This is a genomic window from Paenibacillus kobensis NBRC 15729, from assembly GCF_004000825.1.
Classification (GTDB): Bacteria; Bacillota; Bacilli; order Paenibacillales; family Paenibacillaceae; genus Paenibacillus_T; species Paenibacillus_T kobensis.
In genome coordinates this window covers 1-22,434 of sequence record NZ_BILZ01000001.1, presented here as the reverse complement: position 1 = coordinate 22,434, position 22,434 = coordinate 1, and the positions used below count along the sequence as shown (strand labels likewise).

Here is a 22,434-nt window from a genome sequence, read left to right as displayed (position 1 = left end):
CTTCGCCGCCCGCTTTGATCAGTTTTTTACGTCTTCCTCGTCGTCGCCGAAGCCGCTGATCTCAAGGATCTCAGACGAGAGCTTTGCGATCTCGCCCGCCAGCAGCAGCTCCAGGATTGCTTCCGTCGCCGTGCCGTATTTGTCGATGAGCTCCTTGGCGGTCCAATCGGGCACGAGGCAGGCGCGCTGAATGACGAGGGCTCCGAATTGCTCTTCGTCAAGCACCTTCTCGCGCTTGCCGCCTTTGCCCGTATAATGCGTGCACTGCTCCTGTATACGGTGGATCGTCTTGCCGTCCAGCGCCTGGATGCGGAAGTCGACGCCGAGACGCCGGATTGGGATATCCCGCTGCGGCTTGCTGTCGACGCTGAGGAGCGCTTGAAGAACGCTTGATTGCCGACTGTCTGTCATATTGCATTTCTCCTTTTTTTATCTAATCGTAAGACTGCCTTGCCTATCTGTTCATTCCGGTTGAAGCCGGTCCATCAGGTCGTACCCGGTGAACGTGAACGGAAGTTCTTCCTCAACGATCGACCCCACTTCGAAGTTCATTAGTGGAATCTTGTCAAATGTCACGCCCTTGAGCCGGATTCGATAAGCGCCGAAGGACTCCGGGTCCTCCAGCTTGAGGATGAGCTCGGTCGTGAAGGTTCCGGCGTCATCCTTGGCGATCTGTCCGATCCGCTCAACGAATTCCGACGTCACCTTGTAGCCGGTGATCGTACCCGAACCGCTGAGTCCCGTCACCTTGTGCGCGGTCCAGCGGGAGCCCGCCCGTTTGATCTCTTCCTTGGCGATCTCGACCGTCGCCTCCGCCGACTTGATATTCGTCAGCCACTTGCTGTCGTGATAGACATAACCATAAGTCCCGTTAATGACGCGTGTTGCGTCCAGCATCGCTATTCCCTCCCGGAATGTTCGAATTAAATTTTGATCGTCAGGAAAATACGTTCCATGCTGTCAATCTCCGTATACGAGATGAGCAGGAACACGCTGTCGCCGACCGAAGGACGGTCAGGGTCCAGCACGACCGTGATACCGGTCAGCACGTTGTTCAGCTCCAGGCGTTCCAAGTACGCTTTCACCGCCGAGATCAGCGCCGCCTGGCCGTCGGCGTTGTTATCGAGCCGCCCGATATAGCTGTCCGCAGCCGTCTTCGCGATATCGGTCGAGATTGCTTGCCGTGCGCGGATGGCGCGGATTTTCTCCTTGCCCGTCACAAGTCCTTGTTCGACCTTGACCTTCTCGCCGTCGTGAACCAAGACGAGAGAACCCGCTTCGAGCGCCTTCTGAATCTCGCTTTTGCGAAGCCGCTTCGTCACATCGGTCGCCCGTACTGGCGTGTACGTGATCGATCGGTTGATAGCCGTACCCGCGATCAAGCCGGCGACGTACGTCGCGTACTGCGAGGAGGTAAACGTCGTGCCGTTGATTTCCACGCCATTGATCAGATTGACCGCATATAGATCGGTGAGCCGCGTCGTCCGCTCATTGCCTTTGTCCACGTCCTGATCCTCAATGGACGTGCCGCCGAACACGACGAGAAAATGCTTGCCTTCCTCGCGATTGCTCAGGCACCACGAGAGCGTCGCGTTCTGTTCGGTCGCCGACACTTCACCTGGATAGACGAACACATTAAAGTTCCGGGCTTCGAAGGCCTCCCGCATCGCTGTATACGCAGCCTGTTCTGCCCCCTCCTCCTTACTGACAATTACCGGCATCGTATAGACGAGCGCTTCCTTTGCACCGCCATCCAGAATAAAGCGGATCGGCTGCACGTTGTCTGCTCCGAACAGCGTAATAGCTTCGGACTCCTTCTCGATCGTGTAGAATTTGCCTTCCTCCGCGGAGCCATAAACGAACAGCGGCACAGCTACCGTCCCCCGGGCGCCTCCTTTGATTTGGGCAGCCGCAGCCTCCACAAAATTCAAGTACAGTCCCGGCCGCACCGGCAGCGAGATCGTATCCCATTTGCCTCCCATTACATATCCCTTCCCTTCAAATAATCTTGCATTCCTTGCGTACGGATGTTCACCTTGCCGATCTTTTCAACGACAGGCTCGATCCGCGGTTCTCTCGACAACGTTTGAATGAAGCCGCTGCACACGTCCGTTCCGTTCTCCGCCTTGACAGGCGATGCATAAGAGAACGATTCGATCCGCATGACACGCGCGGAATCTCCGATCGGGATCGCGAGCCGTTCGTTGAGGAGATGACGGCTGAGTGCTTCCATGTCCAAAAGCGTCTGGCGCGCATTCGCCCCATATCGAATGACCGCGTACTTCCGTTCGACTAGCGTATGGTCCCTTGCTTCGCTCATTCGCCTTTCCTCCATCAATCCGATCACGAACGCGCCGGGTGCAGGTCCTTCGGGCTCTTCCAGCCGATAGACGTTCGCCTCCGGATACAACGTTTCGATCTCCCGGGCGATACTGTCGACCTCCATCATTAACGACATGGTGCTGATGACCCCCTCCATTCCCTGACCTGAACATCTGCCAAGCGTCGATTCTCGCCGTACGTGTCGAATAACCGCGTCGTTTGGCGTCTGTGAATTTCACTCAACCAGCATAACTGGGGTGGATCGGAGTACGAAATAACACCAAAGTATACAAAATGGTATACGGTATACATTAAAGCCCGAAATGTATCCCCCTTTTACGCATAGCTATTTGCATCCGACATTACTCCTCTCCGACTTCGCTTCGAACTTGCTTCGATGTTCGAAAACCAATCCATATTACCTTGCTTTCGATGAAATTTAGTTTTCTTGTGCTCATCATAGCAAGCGGGATTCAATGCTCATATCGGTGAAAATACGTATTTTCCAGCCTCATTCAGAATCTTCCGTGAGTAGTCCTGGCATAAAAAAATGCACCTCAAAGAATTCCATCGGATAACCCGGAGGTTCATCCAACGTCAATTCTAAGGGTGCATCTCACTTCAACCTGGACTTTCTGCGTCACGAGGAGGATTAGCTCATTAGCTTTTTAACCAGCTCCGTCTTCCCCTTCACTTCCAGCTTCTCGTAAATTCGGCTCAAATTTTTCTTCACCGTAATCTCCGACAAATAAAGCTTCTGGGCAATTTCCTCATTCGAAGAGCAGGTTATTGCCAGAAGAGCAATTTCTCGTTCTCGCGGCGTCAGGCCCGATAGAACGGCATCAAGAGCCTCGTCCTTGCTGTCGATCTTCGTTGACCGGTATAGATTATCGACAAATTTCTTCATGTCTTTATCTTCCCTGAAATCAAGCGCCATTACCGGAGCAGGAAAATCAGGACCAAACGCTTTATGCGTGGCTCTTGGTATCTCTAGATAGCCGATCCCTTTGACCGCTTCCTGCAAATATTTCATTGGCGTCGTGTATATCATCACACCGCCTTTCAAGTAATAGGAGAGATAAGATTGGAAGAACATGAATCGGGCGGCTGCGCTGCCGTCCTTGGAAAAATCGATTTTATATTGAAACCATCCTGCAGGCGATTCGGGAGATACATTCAGTTTATCCCGCTCTTGTCTGGATAAGGCTCGGAAGTAGGATTGCGTAATCGGGTTCTGTTCCAATAACGGCAGGGATTGACGATGAACCGGAATATAGATAAACATGCCCACCGCTTCGTTTTTCTCGTTCTTAAGCAGCCTTACAGCATCTTTGCCTAATGAAATAACTTCGGAAAGCTGAATGGAAGTAAACCATTTCTCGTTAACGGACTTGGGTATCTTATAAGTGTACTTCTCGTTCGTCACGGGATCGAACATCTCTTGTACGAAATCTTTCAGGTTGACAAGGACATCTTGAACATATTGCTCCGCTTCATGCAAGTTGTCTTCGTGTATGGATTCGAAATAGTAGGATTGATCAATCGCATCATCGTAGAACATAGCCCGAAAACCGGGGTCCCCCACAACATAGATGTAATCGAGCAGAAGAAGATTTCGCTCCTCCGTTGCAACATGGCCTGATGTAAGAAGGCCGTAGTGGTATTTGACGCTCCGCTGCCACAGACGGTGGTAGATTTGAGGCTTTCTTAATCTAAAATCCTGGTATAGCGCTTTGCGAAGAACCTGGTGCAAATACCAGCCCCGCTCTGTTTTGCGAACGAAGGAAAGATGAATCAGCTTGTCAAACTCTTCGTTGCTGATTTCCCGCTCAAGCATCGTTTCAACTATTTCGTGATTGAATACTCGCATCATCGTTACGGCTTCCAGCAGCTCGCACAAAGCCGGATCCGGAAGCTCGCGCAGCCACCGGCCTGCAATTTCTTTGAAGGTTTCCTGCCACTGAAGCGTTTCGGGCTCCTGCTCCCGGTTATGTACGCCTATATACAGAGATAGCGCTAAGGGATGTCCCTTGGTAATAAGATAGGATTGCCGCACGAAGCTCTCATCGCACTCTCCATGAATGGAGCTATACGCTTTACAGGTTTCGAGGTCAAAAGGAGACAGCGGCATAAACTTCACTAATCTTCTCCATGCCGGTGATGAGACCCAGCCTCCTTTTAATGGAAACCGGCCCGCTAATAAGATAATGATACGGCTCGATAATCGAACTAAGAAGGTATTCCGGAGCCAATCATCAAGCTCGTCCATTTCTTCGTACGTGTCGATTGCTAAGACTAGGCGCCCCTTGTCAGCCAGATGATTCAGCTGTTGCTCGGCTTGCTGCAATAGCTCGTCTTCGCGTCCCTCATTAACGGCTTCTACCTTGAGGATAGCGAGTAACCGCGAAGTAAACCCAGTCGTTGTCTTTGTGAAGTCCACGCAGTCCAACTGGATGAACGGAACCCCTTCACGGGCACATATTCGTTGGAATTGGTCCAACAATGAGCTTTTGCCAATTCCCCCTGTACCGCTAATATTAAGGATAGTTGACGTACTATCCGAGTTGACGACGATATTTCGAAAAGCCTCCAGCTCCATGCTGCGGCCTACAAAATAACTCTCTTCTAATTGCCGAATCTCATCACCAAAGCTGCTCATGGAATCCTCCAACGACGCAATTTCCTTATATGTATACTTAAATGTATACTCAAGGGTCTATTCATATTAATATACGACCCTTGTAGTATTCGATACAATATAGAATGATCCTGCTCGTTGCAGGCTGAGCTTACAGGTTCCCATTATCAACAACAATCCGCGGTAGCCGCGAATTGTTGAGTGATATTCGTTAAAGCAAGCTCTATTCCAAACCTACTGGGATGAATAGCGAAGTCCTGTCAATTGTTCAGGAATTTCTCATAACCGCTCTGTGACTGCTGATTCGTAGAAAGCAAACGAATGTATCTAATTGACAACCTTGGCCTATTAGTAAGAGCCGCAGCACCGCTGCGGCTCTTACATTTGTTATGCGTATTAAGGTACGTTCTTGTCACAGACAATAACTCAATGACTTTTTCATTCCCACAACTTGAATCAGAAATGAAACTCTATAGCATTCACCAAATCGCCAGCAATTTGCAAGGACTCTTCAAGCTCGATATCTCCTATGATGCCATTCGGATTGCTGGCTATAGCCTCCACAATCTTGACATAGTCAGACACCAAGGTTTGTGCCGCCTCATGACCGAATATCGCTGTAGCATATTCCAGCCGGATCTTCAGCCGGTCTGCCTCCATGGAAGTGAACAAGGTCAAGTCCATCTTGGCTGTGCGCTGTTCGAATGGATATGGAGTGACGTTCAGCGAAGACAAGAGCTCAGGTTCCTGCATGCCGTAATGGTCAAATAGGAACATCGTATCGAAGAGCGGGTTTCGGTTCGCCTCTACTTTCACACCAAGCTGCTCGACGATTTCTTCCAGCGGATATTCCTGGTTCTCAAAGGCCGCTAGCGTACGCTCCTTTACTTCGGACAAGTAAGTAAGAAAATCAGTGCGCTTCGAAGGGAAATACCGCATTGGAAGCGTACCGACAAACATGCCGATCAGTCCTTCCACATCTTCGGACAACCTTCCCGATACCGGCGTTCCCACAATAAGATCTTCCCTGCCGCTGTGCTTCGACAAGAGAATCGTATACGCAGCCATCAGAATCATAAAGAGAGTCGCACCGCTTCGCACGGCAAGCTCCTTCACTTGCAAGCTGACAGCAGGCTCAATGACGCACTCTATGATGGCCCCATCGAAGCTGCGATGCATCGGCCTTGGCAAAGCGACAGACAGATCCAGCGGCATAAGCTCTCCGGAGAGTGCCTCCAGCCAGAACCGTTCTTGCTTCAGATACGATTCACTTAGGCGGCGCTGCTGCTGCCACACCGCATAATCTTTGTACTGGATTTTGAGCGGAGGAAGAGCTCTGCCCTCATACAGTTGAACAAATTCTTGCGCCAGAATCGTCATGGATCGTCCATCAGTCACGATATGATGCATATCGAACATCAGCAAATGCCGGTCGTGCCCGATAGAGGCAAGCGCCACCCGGAATAACGGCGGATGCCCTAGATCGAACGGACGTACGAAGGCTTGCACATACTGCTCGACTGCTTGCTCCGTCAGGTCTGCGAACTCCAGGTCGACAATTGGGCTTTCTTCAATGATCTGTACAACCTCACCATCTTCAACCTTGAAGCCGGTACGCAGCGATTCATGGCGGAGTGAAAGCTGATGAAGCGCATGCTGCACCCTTTCCAGCTGCAGATTTCCCTCCAACAAATGAACAACAGGGGTATTGTAGCTAAGCCCCGCAGCATTGCGGAAGCTGATGGTATACATTCGCTTCTGTGCTGAAGTGACCGGGTATACCTCCATCTCCGGTGCACGTACAATTTCAAGATATGCGCTGCCTCCCGCTGTAACGGGCTCTAGTTCGAGGTCACTTTGCTTCGATTGGATCAGATCCGCTAGCCCTCGGATGGTTGGATTGCGGAACACTTCCTGCAAGGTGACTTCTATATGCAGGCTTTTGCGAATCCGGTTTACAAGCAGCGTCACGTTGAGGGAGTCTCCGCCCCATTCAAAAAAGGTATCGTGAACGCTCATCGTTCCCGTTCCGAGGATATCTTGCCAAAGCTGATACAGCCGTTCCTCCCATTCATTCGACGGTGCCCCCTGTCCGCCATGTACGGCAAGCGCCCCCTCCGCGTCTGCCGGTGCAGGCAACTGCCCGCGGTCCACCTTGCCGTTCGCGTTAAGCGGCAGCCGGTCCATCCAGATGTAAGATGCAGGTACCATGTAGGAAGGCAGATCGGATGCAAGATACTCGCGGATTGCAGCTTGCGTGAGCGTATCGTCCGAAGGAACGATATAGGCACACAAGTACCGGTGCTCCTGACCGTCCTGCCGGTCGATCGTCACCGCCTCGCGGATACCAGGGTGCCTGAACAACCGGCCGTCGATCTCACCTAACTCCACCCGGTAACCGCGGATCTTCACCTGATGGTCCTTGCGTCCAAGAAACTCCATGTTCCCGTCCGGCATCAGACGGCCTAGGTCGCCTGTCTTGTACATCATGCTTCCAGCTAAGAACGGGTCCGGCACGAAGGCCGCGGCCGTCTTCGATTCGTCTTTCCGATAACCGCGGGCTACACCAACGCCGCCAATGTACAGCTCCCCGGCCACGCCCCAAGGCACCGGCTCCTTGTCTTCGTCCAGAATGTAGAACGCGTTGCCGCCAATCGGAACGCCGTATGGGATGCTGCTCTTGAGAGGAGATACATTACCGATCGGGTAATAGTTGGACCATACGGTCCCTTCCGTCGCGCCTCCCAGCGAGATCACTTCCGCACGCGGGAAAGAGCGCCGTATGCGGTCCGGCAGCGTGACGGGAATCCAGTCACCGCTCATGAAGACGAGCCGCAGTCCAAATGGTACTTCCATATCTGGCTTCTCGGCCAGCATTTCCTCCAGATGGTGCATGAAGTGATTCATCGTCGTCGGCACGGAATCCCAGAACGTGACGCCCTCATCCTCCATCAGCTTCAGCAGGGACGACGGCTCCAGCACATCCTCCCGCTCGGCTACGACGACCGTTCCTCCGGCCGCTAGCATACCGAAGATATCGTACACCGACAGGTCGAAGCACATGGAGGTGAGGAAGAGCAGACGGTCATGCGTTCCGACCTCGAACCTGGTGTTGACCCAGCTAACCAGGTTGACCGCACTGCGATGCTCGATCATGACGCCCTTCGGCGTGCCGGTGGATCCCGACGTATAGATGATATAAGCGAGGTCTCTGCTGTCCTTATCCAGCTTTAGCGGCTGCGTGCTTACCTCTGCGAGTTCCGGATCACTCATGAGAATGAGGCGCTCATGCCCAAAGTCCTCGAGGTCCGGGTAAGCTTGGTCGGCCAACACTGCAGTTGCTTCCGCATTTTGCAAAATAGAAGTCTTACGCCCTGCCGGGTAGTCGGGATCAATCGGCACATAGGCTGCTCCCGCTTTAAGGATCGCTAGCATGCCTGTGATCATGGCGCTGCCGCGCCCGGTGATAAGGGCGACATGGTCGCCGCTTCGCACGCCGCGTGCGGCAAGATGCCGGGCGAGCCGGTTGGCTTCCGACTCCAGCTGAACATAGGTCAGCGTGCGTCCCCGGTGACGAACCGCCGGCGCATCCGGTGTGCGGGCGGCCTGCTCCTCGAACAGAGCGTGCAAAGTGAGCCCTTCCGTATAGGCTTCTGGCAGCTCATGTACCGGAGCGTTCCATTCATGAAGCTGCTTCGCCTTCTCCTCTTCAAGCATAAGCTCAGCGCTGTCGAGAAAGCCGAACTCCGATTCGCTTAGTTTCTCGAGAATCCGCACATAGAACGTGAATACCGTATCCATATCCCGTTGATAGAAGTATTGGGGTGAATATTTGATCTGTACATTCATTCGTCCACCGCTCCGGTGCACTTCCACATCAAGCAGCGTGTTGGTCATCTCCGAGCTTCGGAGCTCCAAGCCGTCATTCTCCTCCACTTGGATGTTCTTCTGAACCTCTGTGAAGTCCAAGACATGGAATTCCGTATAGTTGAACAAAGTGTCGAAGATCGGATTAAGAGCCGGATCGGTCCTCTCCCCTATCATCCGTGCGATGTCGCTCAGAAACGCCTCATGGGCATTCATTCGGTATACCGTCTCCGCTACCTTGCGGACAAGCTCCTGTTTCTCCTCCCGTTTATCTAGTTGCATCCGTATGGGAAGCGAATTCAAGAAACAGCCCAGAATGCGGTCGCCATCCTCCACTGCAAGGCGGTCATGTGAGACAAGGCCAGTGATGATATCGGCTTCGCCGGTAATGACACGCAGCAGATACAGATGGGCAGCGAGACACAGGTCACGTACCGTGCAGCCGTACTTGCCGGATTGCTGCTCCAGCCTTCCGCTCAGTTCTGGAGCCAATGTTCTTCTAATTATGGTGCTGGAACCATCCTTGTCCAGCGGCTTGCGGGCTAAATTAAACGGCAGCTTGCCGCGTGTATATCCGCTCAGGAACGTTGTCCAGAATTGTTCCGTTCTAGCATCCGCCTGTTTATAAGCGTTCAGTGCCACATAATCCTTATACGAGAAGCGCAATGGAGCGGGCTCTAGCCCATCCGGTGCATTTTCCAGTCCGCCAGCGGCTATATGGTTGTACAGTTCTATGAACTCCTGCTGGAATACGGCCACACTCCATCCGTCCAGCACGGCATGGTGGAAAGACAGGAATACGACTGCACTTTCTTCTCCAAGTCTGAATACACTTAGTCTCCACAGCAGCGCTCCGTCCACCAGGTATTTGACCTTAAGGTCGGCATTTTTTCGCAATTCGATATAATCCCGCTGTTCATCTGCAGCCATGTGCCGGAGATCTTCAACTGCAACATCCGGCTTGGCCTGAGTAAGCACGATCTGTACGGGTTCATCAAGGGAATCAATGTCGAAGACGGTCCTTAGAATAGCATGACGTTGTGCCAGATTTCGGGCGATCCGTTCGAAGAGACTGCTGTCCCAGGGGCGGAAGGCCACCGGGAAGAAGAACTGGTCATGGTAGATCGGCTGGTCCGGCTTCAGCATGGAATAGTAAACCATACTCTGCTGAATTTTGCTTAAGGGGAAGAAATCATCGATCTCATTGGAAGCATAGGAGCTGAAGAAACGGCCTGTTCTCGCACTCTCTTGGAATGCCTCAATAAGCTGCAATCCCTCCTTAATGGCTTGTGTCTGCCCTCTACCGCTGCTCTGGCTCAAGTAAGCAGCAAGCTCGGAAATCGTACGATGCGTATACAACTCCTTCAGTTCCGTTTCCATGCCTAATTGGTTATGAATACGGCTCGCCAGCCGGAGGAGCACAATGGAATCACCGCCTAAGTGGAAGAAATCATCGTGGATTCCGACCTGCTCTCTGCCAAGGACCTCCCCCCAGATGCCTGCGAGCGCCTGCTCCAATTCTGTCCCCGGCTCCGTATAGGATCGCTCGTCATCGAGACCGGCGCGCAAGACCGGTTCAGGGAGCGCCCCCCGGTTCAGCTTTCCATTCGGAGTAAGAGGCAAAGCATCCAATCTAACGAAATGGGACGGTACCATGTAACTAGGCAGGGTTACGTGAAGATGTTCTCTGCATTCGCCGTCTGTCACATCGCCAACTGCAACGAGATAAGCACATAAGTACTTGCTTCCGTCAGAGCCTGTCCGGTCGATCACTGCCGCATCCGATACGAACGGATGCTTCTTCATCGTTTCGGCGATTTCACCCAGCTCGATCCGATAACCCCGAATTTTCACTTGGTGGTCGATTCTGCCGAGATACTCCACATTGCCGTCTGGAAGCCAACGTGCGATATCCCCGGTGCGGTACATCCGTTCTCCCGGATTGAAGGGGTCAAGAACGAACTTCTCATCCGTTAGCTCAGGACGTCCCAGATAACCTCTGGCCAGTCCCGCGCCTGATATGCAGAGCTCTCCGGGAATCCCGATAGGTAGCGGACGCAGCTGACGGTCCATAACATGCATCCGGATATTGTCTATCGGCTTCCCGATCGGAATCCGTACAAGGCCTGGCTTGCATTCGAACGAGGTAACATCCACCGTCGCTTCTGTCGGCCCATATAAATTCACCAGCTTTACCCGGCCCTGTCCGAGTATGGCGAAAAATCGGTCTACCGTGTGCTTCGGCAGCGCTTCGCCGGAGGCAAAAACCTGTTTTACAGCATTCATCGCGTTCAACGATTCACATTGTTCTTCCAGATGATCCAGGAACGCATTCAGCATCGGAGGCACGAAATGCAGGGTCGTCACCCTATGTTCGGCGATCGTACGGGCAATACCCGCTGGATCTTTCTCTCCCCCGGGTTCCAGGAAGCATAGGCTGGCACCGTACCAGGACCACCAGAACAGCTCCCACACCGACACATCGAACGTATACGGCGTCTTCTGAAGGATGACATCTCGTTCGCTTAGCGGGTACTCCTTCTGCATCCAATGGAGCCGATTGATGACCGAATGATGCTCGATCATGACACCCTTTGGCTGTCCAGTTGAACCAGAGGTGTAGATCACGTAGGCTAGATTGGAAGAAGCAGCAGCCTGCGGCAGATTCGAGGAAAGGTGCGCCAACAAAGACGAGTCCTCTATATCTAACACTGTGCCCGAAAAACCTGCGCAGACCGAATGATCTTGATCCTGACATAGAAGAATCACAGCCCCGCTGTCCTTGAGCATATAGCGTATACGCTCGGCAGGTAGGTTCGGATCGATCGGCAGGTAGGCGCCGCCTGCCTTCAGGATTCCGAAAATGCCGGCGATCATTCCGAGCGAACGCTCCGTCATGATAGCGACAACTGTATCCGGCTGTACACCCAACCCGCACAGACGATGCGCTATTTGATTGGCCTTGGCATTCAGTTCGGCATAAGTGATACGGCTATCCCCGAACAAGACAGCCACACGTTCCGGCGAACGCGCAGCCTGTTCCTCGAATAAACCGTGAATCGTCTGGCTCCGGGGGTACTCGCTGTCCGTAGCATTGAACACCTCCTGAATCTGACGAGTCTCATCGGGCTGCAGCATATTCAGCTCGCCGAGCCGGCTGTCCGGCTCCCGTACGGCTTCCCCGAGCAACTGTACGAAGTGAGCTGCCATGCGTTCTGCCGTCTCTCGCTCGAACAGCGAGGCGGCATACTCGAGCACGCCGTTTAAGCCTTCCTCTTCTTCCCGCAGCGTCAGCGTCAGATCGAACTTCGACACTCGCCATGCCATCGGGTAAGTGCTGAAGACCAGCTCATTGGATACCAGATCAATGTTCTCCATATTCTGAAGAACTAGCATGACGTCGAACAGCGGATTGCGGCTGAGCTCCCGCTGCGCCTGAACCTGCTCCACCAACTGCTCGAACGGATACACGCTGTGATCAAACGCCTCGAGCGAGGATTGTATCACTTCACGAAGGAAGTCTCGGAATGTCAGCTCTTCCTTCGGGGTATTGCGGAGTGACAGCGTGTTGACGAACATCCCCATGACGGAGTCCACATCCGGATGGTCTCTGCCTGATACCGGAGTACCCACCACGATATCCTGTTGTCTCGAATATTTGGACAGCAGCACGTTAAAGACGGCGAGCAGTACCATAAACAGTGTGGCTCCGCTGTCTTGGGCTAAGGTCTGAAGCCCCTGAAGCAGAGAGGGATCGATCTTCACGGACACGGTATCCCCTTCGAAGCTCCTTACAGCTGACCGTGGATGGTCCGTCGGCAGCTCCAGCACGGGAATACCGTCCGAGAAGATGCCGGTCCAATACGCCAGGTGCCGCTCCATCTCGTCTCCCTTCGCTTGCTCGAGCTGCCATACCGCATAATCCTTGTACTGAACCAATAGAGGCTGCAGTTCCTCTCCTTGGTAGCACTGAATAAACTCGCGGGACAGCAAGCTCATCGATACTCCATCGGCAATAATATGGTGGGTATCGAACAGCAGCAAGTGGCGGTCGTCCCCCAGCTTCATCAGTCCGGCCCGCAGAAGCGGTGCGCGGGACAGATCAAAGGGCCGGACAAACTGGCGGATCATCGTCTCTGCCTCCTCCTCGTCCCCTGCATATTGCTCGAGGACGAACGGCACTCGTTCGTGAATCCGTTGAACGACTTCGCCTTCCTTCATCATGAAGCTTGTTCGAAGCGATTCATGGCGGAGGATGAGCCGGCGGAACGCTGCTTCCGCCTTATCCATGTCAAGCGGACCGCGGATCTCCAGCACGCCCGGCATATTGTAGCCCAGTTCCCCGCCGGTGAGATGTCGCAGAAGGTAGATCCGCTTCTGTGCGGAAGAAACGGGATAATACTCTTGCGCTTCCGCTATAGGGATCGGCACATAGTTCCGGCGTTTCGCCTCCCTAACTTTCGCAGCCATCAGTTCAATCGTGGGCGCTTGGAAAACATCCCGAATCGGCAACTCGACATTCATTTCCTTGTAGATGGCGCCCGTTAGTCTAGCTGCCCATAAGGAATGGCCGCCAAGCTCGAAGAAATTGTCTCTTACGCCGATCTCCCGCAGTCCGAGCACTTGTCTCCAAATTTCCGCGAGCTTCGCTTCCGTCTCGTCGCGGGGGGCAAGATAAGCCGCTCTGCCGGTACGCAGAGCGGTCTCCGGTTTCGGCAGCGCCCTGCGGTCCAATTTGCCGCTTAGGGTAAGCGGCAGCTTCTCAAGCACAGTCAAGCTGGCGGGGATCATATAAGCGGGTAGCTGTCGCGAGAGTTCCTCCTTCCAGCTGCCTGGATGGAACGATGCACCGGATACCGCATAGGCGAAGAGCTGCTTCTCGCCGGAGCCGTCTTCTTCGGCAATGACGGCAGCTTCCACAATGCCTTCGATTTCGAGCAGCCTCGCTTCGATTTCCCCCAGCTCAATCCGGTAACCCCGAATCTTCACCTGATGATCCATTCGGCCGAGATACTCCACATTGCCATCCGGCAGCCACCGTGCCAAATCTCCGGTGCGGTACATCCGTTCACCCGGGACGAAGGGATCCGCAATGAATTTTTCACAGGTCAATTCAGGTCGACCGAGATAGCCTCTGGCCAGTCCTACACCTGCGATACAGAGCTCTCCGGGAATGCCGACCGGAAGCAGACGCAGAGATCGGTCCACCACATACAGCCGGATATTGTCGATCGGCTTCCCGATCGGAATTCGCGCAAGGCCTGGCTTGCATTCGAACGACGAAACATCCACGGTCGCTTCCGTCGGTCCATATAAATTGACTAACTGCATCCGGTCCGGTCCGAGGATGGTGAAAAATCTGTCCACGGTGTGCTTGGGCAGTGCTTCGCCGGAGGCGAAAACTTGCTTTACGCTCTCGAGCGCCTTGGCCGATTCCGCATCCCCTTCCAGATAATTGAGGAATGCCGTAAGCATCGGCGGAACAAAATGCAGGGTCGTCACTTTCTGCTCGATGATCGTTCGTACAATCTGCGCCGGTTCCCGCTCTCCGCCTGGCTCCAGGAAGGTTAAGCTTGCGCCATACCAGGACCACCAGAACAGCTCCCACACCGATACGTCAAAAGCATACGGCGTTTTCTGGAGGATGACATCCCCCTCTCCAAGCGGATACGCTTTCTGCATCCACTGGATCCGATTGATCACCGAATGATGCTCGATCATGACACCCTTAGGCTGCCCGGTGGAGCCGGAGGTGTAGATCACGTAGGCCAAATTCGAAGGCGCGGCAGCCGATAGCGGATTTGAGGAGGGGTACGCCGACTCGGACGCGTCCGCTGGGTCCAGATCCAGCACCGTGACCGCTAAGTTAGCACAGACCGGATGGCCTTCATCCTGACAAAGGAGAACCGTTGCCCCGCTGTCCTGAAGCATGTAGCGGATCCGCTCTTCCGGCAGCTTCGGATCAATCGGCAGGTAAGCGCCGCCGGCCTTCAGAATCCCGTATATACCGGTGATCATGCCGAGAGAACGTTCCGTCATGATGGCGACAATCGTATCCGGCTCCACGCCATGACCGCGCAGACGGTGCGCCATCCGATTGGCCCGTGCATTCAGTTCGGCATAGGTGAGACGGCTGTCTCCGAACTGCACAGCCGTACGATCTGGCGTTCGCGCCGTCTGCTCCTCGAATAGAGCGTGAAGGGTCTTGTCATGCGAATAATCGTGCGCCGTCGATTGAAAAGCTGTCAGAAGCGATTCGTTTTCTTCCTCGGTAATTAAACTCATATCCTCTATAGCCAGATCCGGTGAACCAAGCAAGGAGGACATTAACTGCTGCAGATGACGATGAAGACGTTCCATCGCATCCAGGCTGTACCGACGCTTGTTGTAGCGAACATCCAGGGTAAGCTGGTTGGGCACTTCGAGATCAAACCACAAGACCAGATCCGAAGAGCACTCCTTCATGAATTCCTGTGTATGGACTGGTCCGTACCCGATTACGGTGTGAATATGGGGTTTCCCCCCCTCCGTGCCTACTGTGCCGGGGATTCGCTCCGCATAATTCCAGAACGGCAGCTCCTGATGCTCGGACGCTTCACTGACTGATGCTTTGATGGCGGCGAATAAGGATTTCAAACTACTTGTGCCGGTCACCTGGTTGGCGACGAACACCAGGCTGTTCAGCCCTCCATCCGCGCTCTTCGGCTCCCTGAGGACCGGTACGCCAAGCAGGATGTCGGTTTCACCCGTATAGCGATGCAGAAGGCCCTCGACGCCGGCCAGCAGAATCAAGAAAACGGCAAGCTGTGATCCGCCTGCAACTTGTTGAACTCGCTCCGAAATCGCCGTTTCCAGCGGTTTCCGGAACCTAGCATCAGAAGCTGCTCCTGATTCAGCGTTTATATTGTAAGGAAAGCATGCAACCGGAATCCCGGCGTCCAGCTTGTGCTGCCAGAATGCACGCTCGCGCTCATATCGTTTCATCATCATTTCTTCCTTCCATATCGGAAATGGGTCTACACGTCCACGGTGATCCAGCGTTCCACATATTGCGCCACATCGGAGATCGTCACAAAACGGTTAGCGGCCATGTCCTCAACTGGAAACTCGAAATCAAATTCCTCTTCGATTGCCAGAATGGCCCGCATTAAACTTAAGGAATTGACACCAAGCTCCGACAGGCGGTCTAACATGCCAACCTGCTCCATACCAAGTGATTTCGCCCAAATATCGGACACCTTCCGCTCCACCGGTGTTTGCGGTTCTTTGCACTTCTCGGAGTCGTTGGAAGGATTCGGTGTCGGCAACGCGTGTCTGTCCACCTTACCGTTGCTGTTCAGCGGCAGCTTCTCCATATGTACGAAGACAGAAGGCAGCATGTAGTCGGGCAGTGTGCGGGTAAGTTCCGTACGCAACTCTCCCTGCGAATACACGCGGTCTCCCGTATAGTACACACACAAGGCCTTCTGGCAGGTCGCGTCTTCCCAGGCTGCTGCTACCGCTTCATGAATGCCGTCCACTCGCAATAGCTGTGCCTCAATATCGCCGAGCTCGATCCGGTAGCCCCTGATCTTCACCTGATGATCGATTCTGCCCAGAAAATCAATCGTACCGTCGGGACGCCATTTCGCCAGATCACCTGTGCGGTACATCCTCTCACCCGGTGCGAACGGGTTGTCCACGAATTTCTCAGCTGTAAGCTCAGGCCGTCCCCAATACCCTCGCGCCAGACCGTCACCTGCGATGCACAGCTCGCCAGCCAGTCCGATCGGCTGCAGTTGACCGTTCTCCAGCCCGACAATATAGACCTGCGTGTTGGCGATCGGCCTTCCGATATGGATTTCTGCATGCTCCTCCGTCACATCCGCCATCGTGGACCAGACGGTCGTCTCTGTTGGACCGTACATGTTATAAAGTTTCGCATCCGTCACTTTCCTCAACCGGCTTACCAGTTGCTCGGGCAGCGCCTCTCCGCCGAGCAGCACCCATTTCACGCTGCTCCAAGCCTCAGGACGCGATGCCCCGAGGAGCAGACTCATCCGAGAAGGAGTCGTCTGAATAAGTTGAGCCCGTTCGCGTGACATAAGATCCAGCAGACGCTTAGGGTCGCTTAGCTCCTCATTGTCCGCAAGAATGATGCTCCCGCCGGCCGTGAGCGGCAGCAGGCTCTCCAGTACGAAAATGTCAAAGCTATAGGTGGTTACCGACAAAACCCGTTGCGCTTCGGGAAGCGGAATGTTCTTCCGCATGCCCTCCAGAAAATTATGAACGCTGCGGTGTTCGATCATGACCCCCTTCGGCCGGCCAGTCGAACCTGATGTATAGAGCACATAAGCCAGGCTGCCGCTGTCATGTGCAACAGCTGGGTTCGAGTCATCTTCCTGCAAGAGCATCTCGTCATCAACGTCGATTAGCTCAATCTCTGCGGGCAGGAGCGATGCCATTCGAGGATCGCCTACTACCCGTTTAATGCCGCTGTCCTCAAGAATCGCCAAGATGCGTTCTTCCGGGAATAACGGATCGATGGGACAGTAGGCTCCACCTGCTTTCAGCACAGCCAGCATCGCTGCCGGCATTGCGACCGAACGCTGGAGCAGGAGCCCTACGACCTGATCGGACATGACTTCCTTCTGACGCAGCTTACGTGCCAGGCGGTTCGCCCTTGCATTCAGTTCGTAATAGGTCAGCTGCTGATTCCCGCAGATGACCGCGATATTTTGCGGCGTCCGAGATACTTGTTCCTCAAACAACCCATGGATCGACTTCTCTCTGGGATAATCGGCAGCCGTTTGGTTAAAGGACTGCAGAATCATCAATTGCTCCCGGTCGGTGAGTAAACGAATGTCTCCCAGCGGAAGATCCGGGCACTCCAGCATGGCAGAAAGCACTTGTTCAAATTGTGCGGCAAGCCTCTGTATAGAATCAGACGTATATTTGCTGTCGTCATAGATGAATTCAAGCTCAAGGCTCTCCTGCCGCTGATGAAATAAAAAGCCCAGATCGTAGACCGAATCTGTTATCCACTCCTGGCGGTGCACCTGCTCAAAGCCCACTATGGCAGGGATGAGCGGCTTGCCTCCAGCCGCCGGTTCGGACTGAATCTGATTGACATAGCTCCAGTAAGGCGTGTGCTGATGCTCGATCACCTCACTCACCACCGCTTTGATGTCGGATAGCATCGTTTTCAGGGTACTGCGGGAAGAGATCCTCGTTTTGAGCGGCACTAGATGATTGAGAACGACGTCTTGATCACTCTCCCTTTCCTTGCGGAAGACCGGGACGCCCATCAGCATGCTGCTCTCACTCGTGTAATGATAGAAAAGTCCTTCCACCCCAGCTAGGAGGATCATGTAGACGGCCATCGGCGAACCGCCGGCAATGTGCAGGAGCCGCTTTGAGAGGCTTGGTACCAACACTGTGTGTGTAGTCAGAATCGTGCGGCTATGTTCTGCTTGCCTCTTGCTCTTGGTATACGGAAGACAGACGAACCGGTCCTCCTGGGCCAGCTTGCGCTGCCAGTATGCTCTTTCTTTGTCATAAATGCTTATGATGTTCCACTCCTTATTCCGCTTCTGCGGTTTTGTCTTATCTACATAAGCGCCCGTTAGGCTGTAAAATCAGGTGTGCCACTCAGACTCGCGATGGCGGTGGCACACCTCTTGGATTGGCTAGAACATTAATTCCAGGTTATCGAGCGAAGAAGCCGGTTTGTCGGAGCTGGCCGGCTGTAGCGATGCCAGCAGCCGCTCGGGATCTTCCGCAATACGGCGGACGAGCTCTGTAAAGTTTCCAGTCAGCCCCTCTATCGCTTTCGTGCTGAATAAGGCTGTACTATATTCGATCGCTCCTGTTAGCCGGCTCTGCTCAAGTTCCATGGTCAAGGTCATATCGAATTTGGCAACATGGTGATCCATAGGATAAGGGCGGACGGAAATTTCCCCGATGTCCGCATGGCCGTGTTCCGTCTCGGCGAAGGCGAATACGTAGTCAAAGACAGGGTTGCGGCCTGACTCATGCTTCATGCCAAGCTTCTCGACTATCGCCGCAAACGGATAATCTTGATTCTCTAATGCATGCAGTGTGTTCGTTCTAACTTCCGAGAGAAATGCTCGGAAGGTCAGCTCCTTACGGGGATAATTTCGCAAAGGAAGCGTGTTGACGAACATTCCGATCATAGGCGCGAGCTCCGGCGATGTTCGTCCGGCCACTTGCGTACCGAGCACGATATCTTCTTCGGAATCGCTGTATTGGGAGAGCAGGACCGAGTAGGCTGCCAAGAGCACCATATACATGGTGCTGCCGGTTGAAACAGCCAGTCTCCGCAGTTCTTCCACAACAGGGGCTTCGATCTCGAAGGCATGCAGCGCTCCTTCGAAGCTGCGTACCGCCGGCCTCGGATAAGCAATCGGCAGTTCGTTCCTCGGAAGCTCGCCGGATAATGCTTGGTTCCAGTAAGCCTCGCGCTCCTTATTCAACTCGCTTTCCATCCGCTTCCGCTGCCAAGCGGCATAATCTTTGTATTGAACAGCTAGTGGCGCAAGCTCCTCTCCCGCGTATAACCGCAGGAAATCGTTCATGATAATCTGAAGCGATACGCCGTCCGATATGATATGGTGCATATCCACGATCATAAGATGCTCCTCGCGCGACTTCGCCGCCAATCCTACACGAAGCAGCGGCGGCTTCGAGAGCCCGAACGGCCTAATGAAGTCGTGAAACGCCTCCAGCATCTCATTCTTGTACGGCCTCCACGGAATCCATTCGAATTCAAAAGAAACCTCGGAATAGACCCGCTGCACCACTTCTTGATCCCGGATCTCGAAGCCTGTTCGAAGCGTCTCATGCCGGTCGATCAGCTTCAGAAAGACCGCACGGATTCGGTCCGGATCGATCTCGCCCGTAATCTCCAGAACGGATGGCATGTTGTAAACGTCGCCGTCGCCGTCCTTTTGACTAAGAATGTATATCCACTCCTGTGCAGGTGACACCTGGTACCATTCCTGCTCCGGAATAACCGGTATCGCGGTGTAGGTCTGCGGTGCAAGACTATCAATAAACGAAGCAAGCTTCTCTAGTTTCGGCAACCGGAAAATGTCTTGGAGCGGGACTGCCGCGCCGAGTTCCTTCTGGATTCTTCCTGCCATAGAGGCGGCATTCAATGAATCGCCTCCGATCTCGAAGAAATGTTCTTGCGCGCCAACTCGGTCGATCTTCAGAATATCCCTCCATATCGCGGCAAGCTTCCGTTCTGTTGGAGTTTGCGGAGCAGTAAAGCTGTCTGCGGTTTCCTGAAGTCCATCAGGCTCCGGCAGTTGCCCGCGGTCCACCTTGCCGTTCGCGTTAAGCGGCAGCCGGTCCATCCAGACATAAGCTGCAGGCACCATGTAGGAAGGCAGCTCGGCTGCAAGATACTCGCGGATTTCCGCTTGCGTAAGCGTATCGTCCGACGGGACGATATAAGCGCACAAGTACCGGTGCTCCCGTCCGTCCTGCCGGTCGATTGTCACCGCCTCGCGGATACCAGGGTGCCTGGACAATCTGCCATCGATCTCGCCCAGCTCCACCCGGTAGCCGCGGATCTTCACTTGGTGATCCTTGCGCCCCAGAAACTCCATGTTCCCGTCCGGCAGCAAACGGCCCAGATCACCTGTCTTATACATCATACTTCCGGCTAGGAACGGGTCCGACACGAAAGCTGCGTTCGTCTTCGCTTCGTCGTTTCGATAACCGCGGGCTACACCCACGCCGCCAATGTATAGCTCCCCGGCTACGCCCCAAGGCACCGGCTCCTTATCTTCGTCCAGAATGTAGAACGCATTGCCGCCAATCGGCACCCCATACGGGATGCTGCTCTGGAAGGAGGATACATCCCCGATCGGGTAATAGTTGGACCATACGGTCCCTTCCGTCGCGCCTCCCAGCGAGATGACTTCCGCCTGCGGGAAGCGGAGCCGGATGCGGTCTGGCAGCGTGACGGGAATCCAGTCTCCGCTCATGAATACGAGACGCAGTCCGGCTGGCAGCCTCATGTCCGGCTTATCGGAGAGCATTTCCTCCACTTGGTGCATGAAGTGATTCATCGTCGTCGGTACAGAATCCCAGAACGTGACGCCTTCGTCATTCATTAGCTTCAGCAGGGACGCCGGTTCCAGCACTTCCTCCCGCTCGGCTACGACGACCGTTCCTCCGGCCGCCAGCATACCGAAGATGTCGTACACCGACAGGTCGAAGCACATCGAGGTGATGAAGAGCAGACGGTCGTGCGTTCCGACCTCGAACCTGGTGTTGACCCAGCTAACCAGGTTGACCGCGCTGCGGTGCTCGATCATGACGCCCTTCGGCGTGCCAGTAGAGCCTGACGTATAGATGATATAAGCGAGGTCACGGCTGTCCTTCTCCAGCTTCAGAGGCTCTGAACTTACCCCTGTCAGCTCCGCTTCACTCATGTGAATGAGCCGTTCCCGCCCGAAGTCCTCGAGATCCGGGTACGCTTGATCAGACAACACCGCAGTTGCTTCCGCATTTTGCAAAATATATGCCTTACGCCCTGCCGGGTAGTCGGGATCGATCGGCACATAGGCCGCTCCGGCCTTAAGGATGGCGAGCATACCGGTAATCATCGCACAGCCGCGGTCTGCAACGAGAGCGACATGATCGCCGTTATGCACGCCGCGGTCGGCAAGATGCCGGGCAAGCCGGTTCGCGTCCGCCTCCAGCTGCGCATAAGTCAGCGTCCGGCCTCGATGGCGGACCGCCGGCGCATCCGGCGTGCGGACTGCCTGCTCCTCGAACAGAGCGTGCAGAGTGAGCCCCTCTGTATAAGCTTCTGGCAGCTCATGCACCGGGGCGTTCCATTCATGTAGCAGCTTCGCCTTCTCCTCTTCAAGCATAAGATCGGCGCTGTCGAGATAGCCGATGTCCGGATCGCTCAGTCTCTCCAGAATCCGCATATAGAGCGAGAAGACCGTTTCCATATCCTGATCATAGAAGTACTGAGGTGCATATTTGATCTGTATGTTCATCCGATGTCCGCTCCGGTGCACTTCCACATCGAGCAGTGTGTTGGTCATCTCCGCGCTCTCCATCTCCAGCCCTGCCGCTTCCTCGGGACGGATGACGTCTCCAGCTGAAGCGAAATCCAACACATGAAAATCCGTATAATTGAACAGGATGTCAAAGATCGGATTAAGAGCCGGGTCGCTCCTCTCCCCGATCATCCGGGCGATGTCGCTTAGAAACACCTCATGGGATTTCATCCGGTATAAAGTATCCGAGACCCGGTGCAGAAGCGCTTGCTTCTCCTCCCTTTTGTCCATCTGCACTCGCATAGGCAGTGAATTTAAGAAACAGCCCAGAATGCGTTCTCCATCCTGCACGGCAGGACGGTCGTGGGAGACAACGCCTGTCACGATATCCCTCTCAGCGGTCACGACTCGCAGCAGGTAGAGATGAGCGGCAAGGCACAAGTCCCGGACGTGACAGCCGTAACGTGCGGCGCTTTCCTCAAGCTCGCGCACTAGCTTCTCATTCACCGTTCGATTAATAATCGCGCTTGGCACCGAGCTCGCGAGCGGCTTGCGCGCGATATTGAACGGCAGCTTGCCCCG

General features: G+C 54.2%; 8 protein-coding genes. All 8 read right to left on the bottom strand.

All coding sequences use genetic code 11. The annotated features are described in order from the left end of the window. Nucleotides 1–18: 18 nt before the first annotated feature. Nucleotides 19–411: a phage tail assembly chaperone gene (locus PKO01S_RS00040; protein WP_127529239.1), complete on the bottom strand. Its 393-nt coding sequence runs from the start codon at nt 409–411 to the stop codon at nt 19–21. 51 nt (nt 412–462) lie between these two features. After that, entirely contained in the window at nt 463–897 is a 435-nt protein-coding gene (locus PKO01S_RS00035; RefSeq protein ID WP_127529238.1) for a phage tail tube protein, read from the bottom strand. A 26-nt stretch (nt 898–923) separates the two neighbouring features. Continuing rightward, a complete protein-coding gene (locus PKO01S_RS00030; protein WP_127529237.1) occupies nt 924–1,982 on the bottom strand; it encodes a phage tail sheath subtilisin-like domain-containing protein in 1,059 nt (352 codons plus the stop codon). After that, nucleotides 1,982–2,458, bottom strand: a complete 477-nt coding sequence (locus PKO01S_RS00025) for a hypothetical protein (protein WP_127529236.1) — start codon at nt 2,456–2,458, stop codon at nt 1,982–1,984. The genes PKO01S_RS00030 and PKO01S_RS00025 overlap by 1 nt, the downstream gene beginning before the upstream one ends. Before the next feature lie 516 nt (nt 2,459–2,974). Continuing rightward, the gene (locus PKO01S_RS00020; protein WP_127529235.1) at nt 2,975–4,981 is read right to left on the bottom strand and encodes a LuxR family transcriptional regulator; all 2,007 of its coding nucleotides are present in this window, start codon (nt 4,979–4,981) and stop codon (nt 2,975–2,977) included. Between the two features lie 435 nt (nt 4,982–5,416). Then, nucleotides 5,417–15,811: a non-ribosomal peptide synthetase gene (locus PKO01S_RS00015; RefSeq protein WP_164779393.1), complete on the bottom strand. Its 10,395-nt coding sequence runs from the start codon at nt 15,809–15,811 to the stop codon at nt 5,417–5,419. A 32-nt stretch (nt 15,812–15,843) separates the two neighbouring features. Beyond that, nucleotides 15,844–18,369 carry a non-ribosomal peptide synthetase gene (locus PKO01S_RS00010; RefSeq protein ID WP_281278822.1) on the bottom strand — a complete coding sequence of 842 codons (2,526 nt, stop codon included), beginning with the start codon at nt 18,367–18,369 and terminating at the stop codon, nt 15,844–15,846. Nucleotides 18,370–18,495: 126 nt separating this feature from the next. Beyond that, the coding region (locus PKO01S_RS00005; protein WP_127529232.1) for a non-ribosomal peptide synthetase at nt 18,496–22,434 on the bottom strand (3,939 nt) is incomplete at its 5' end.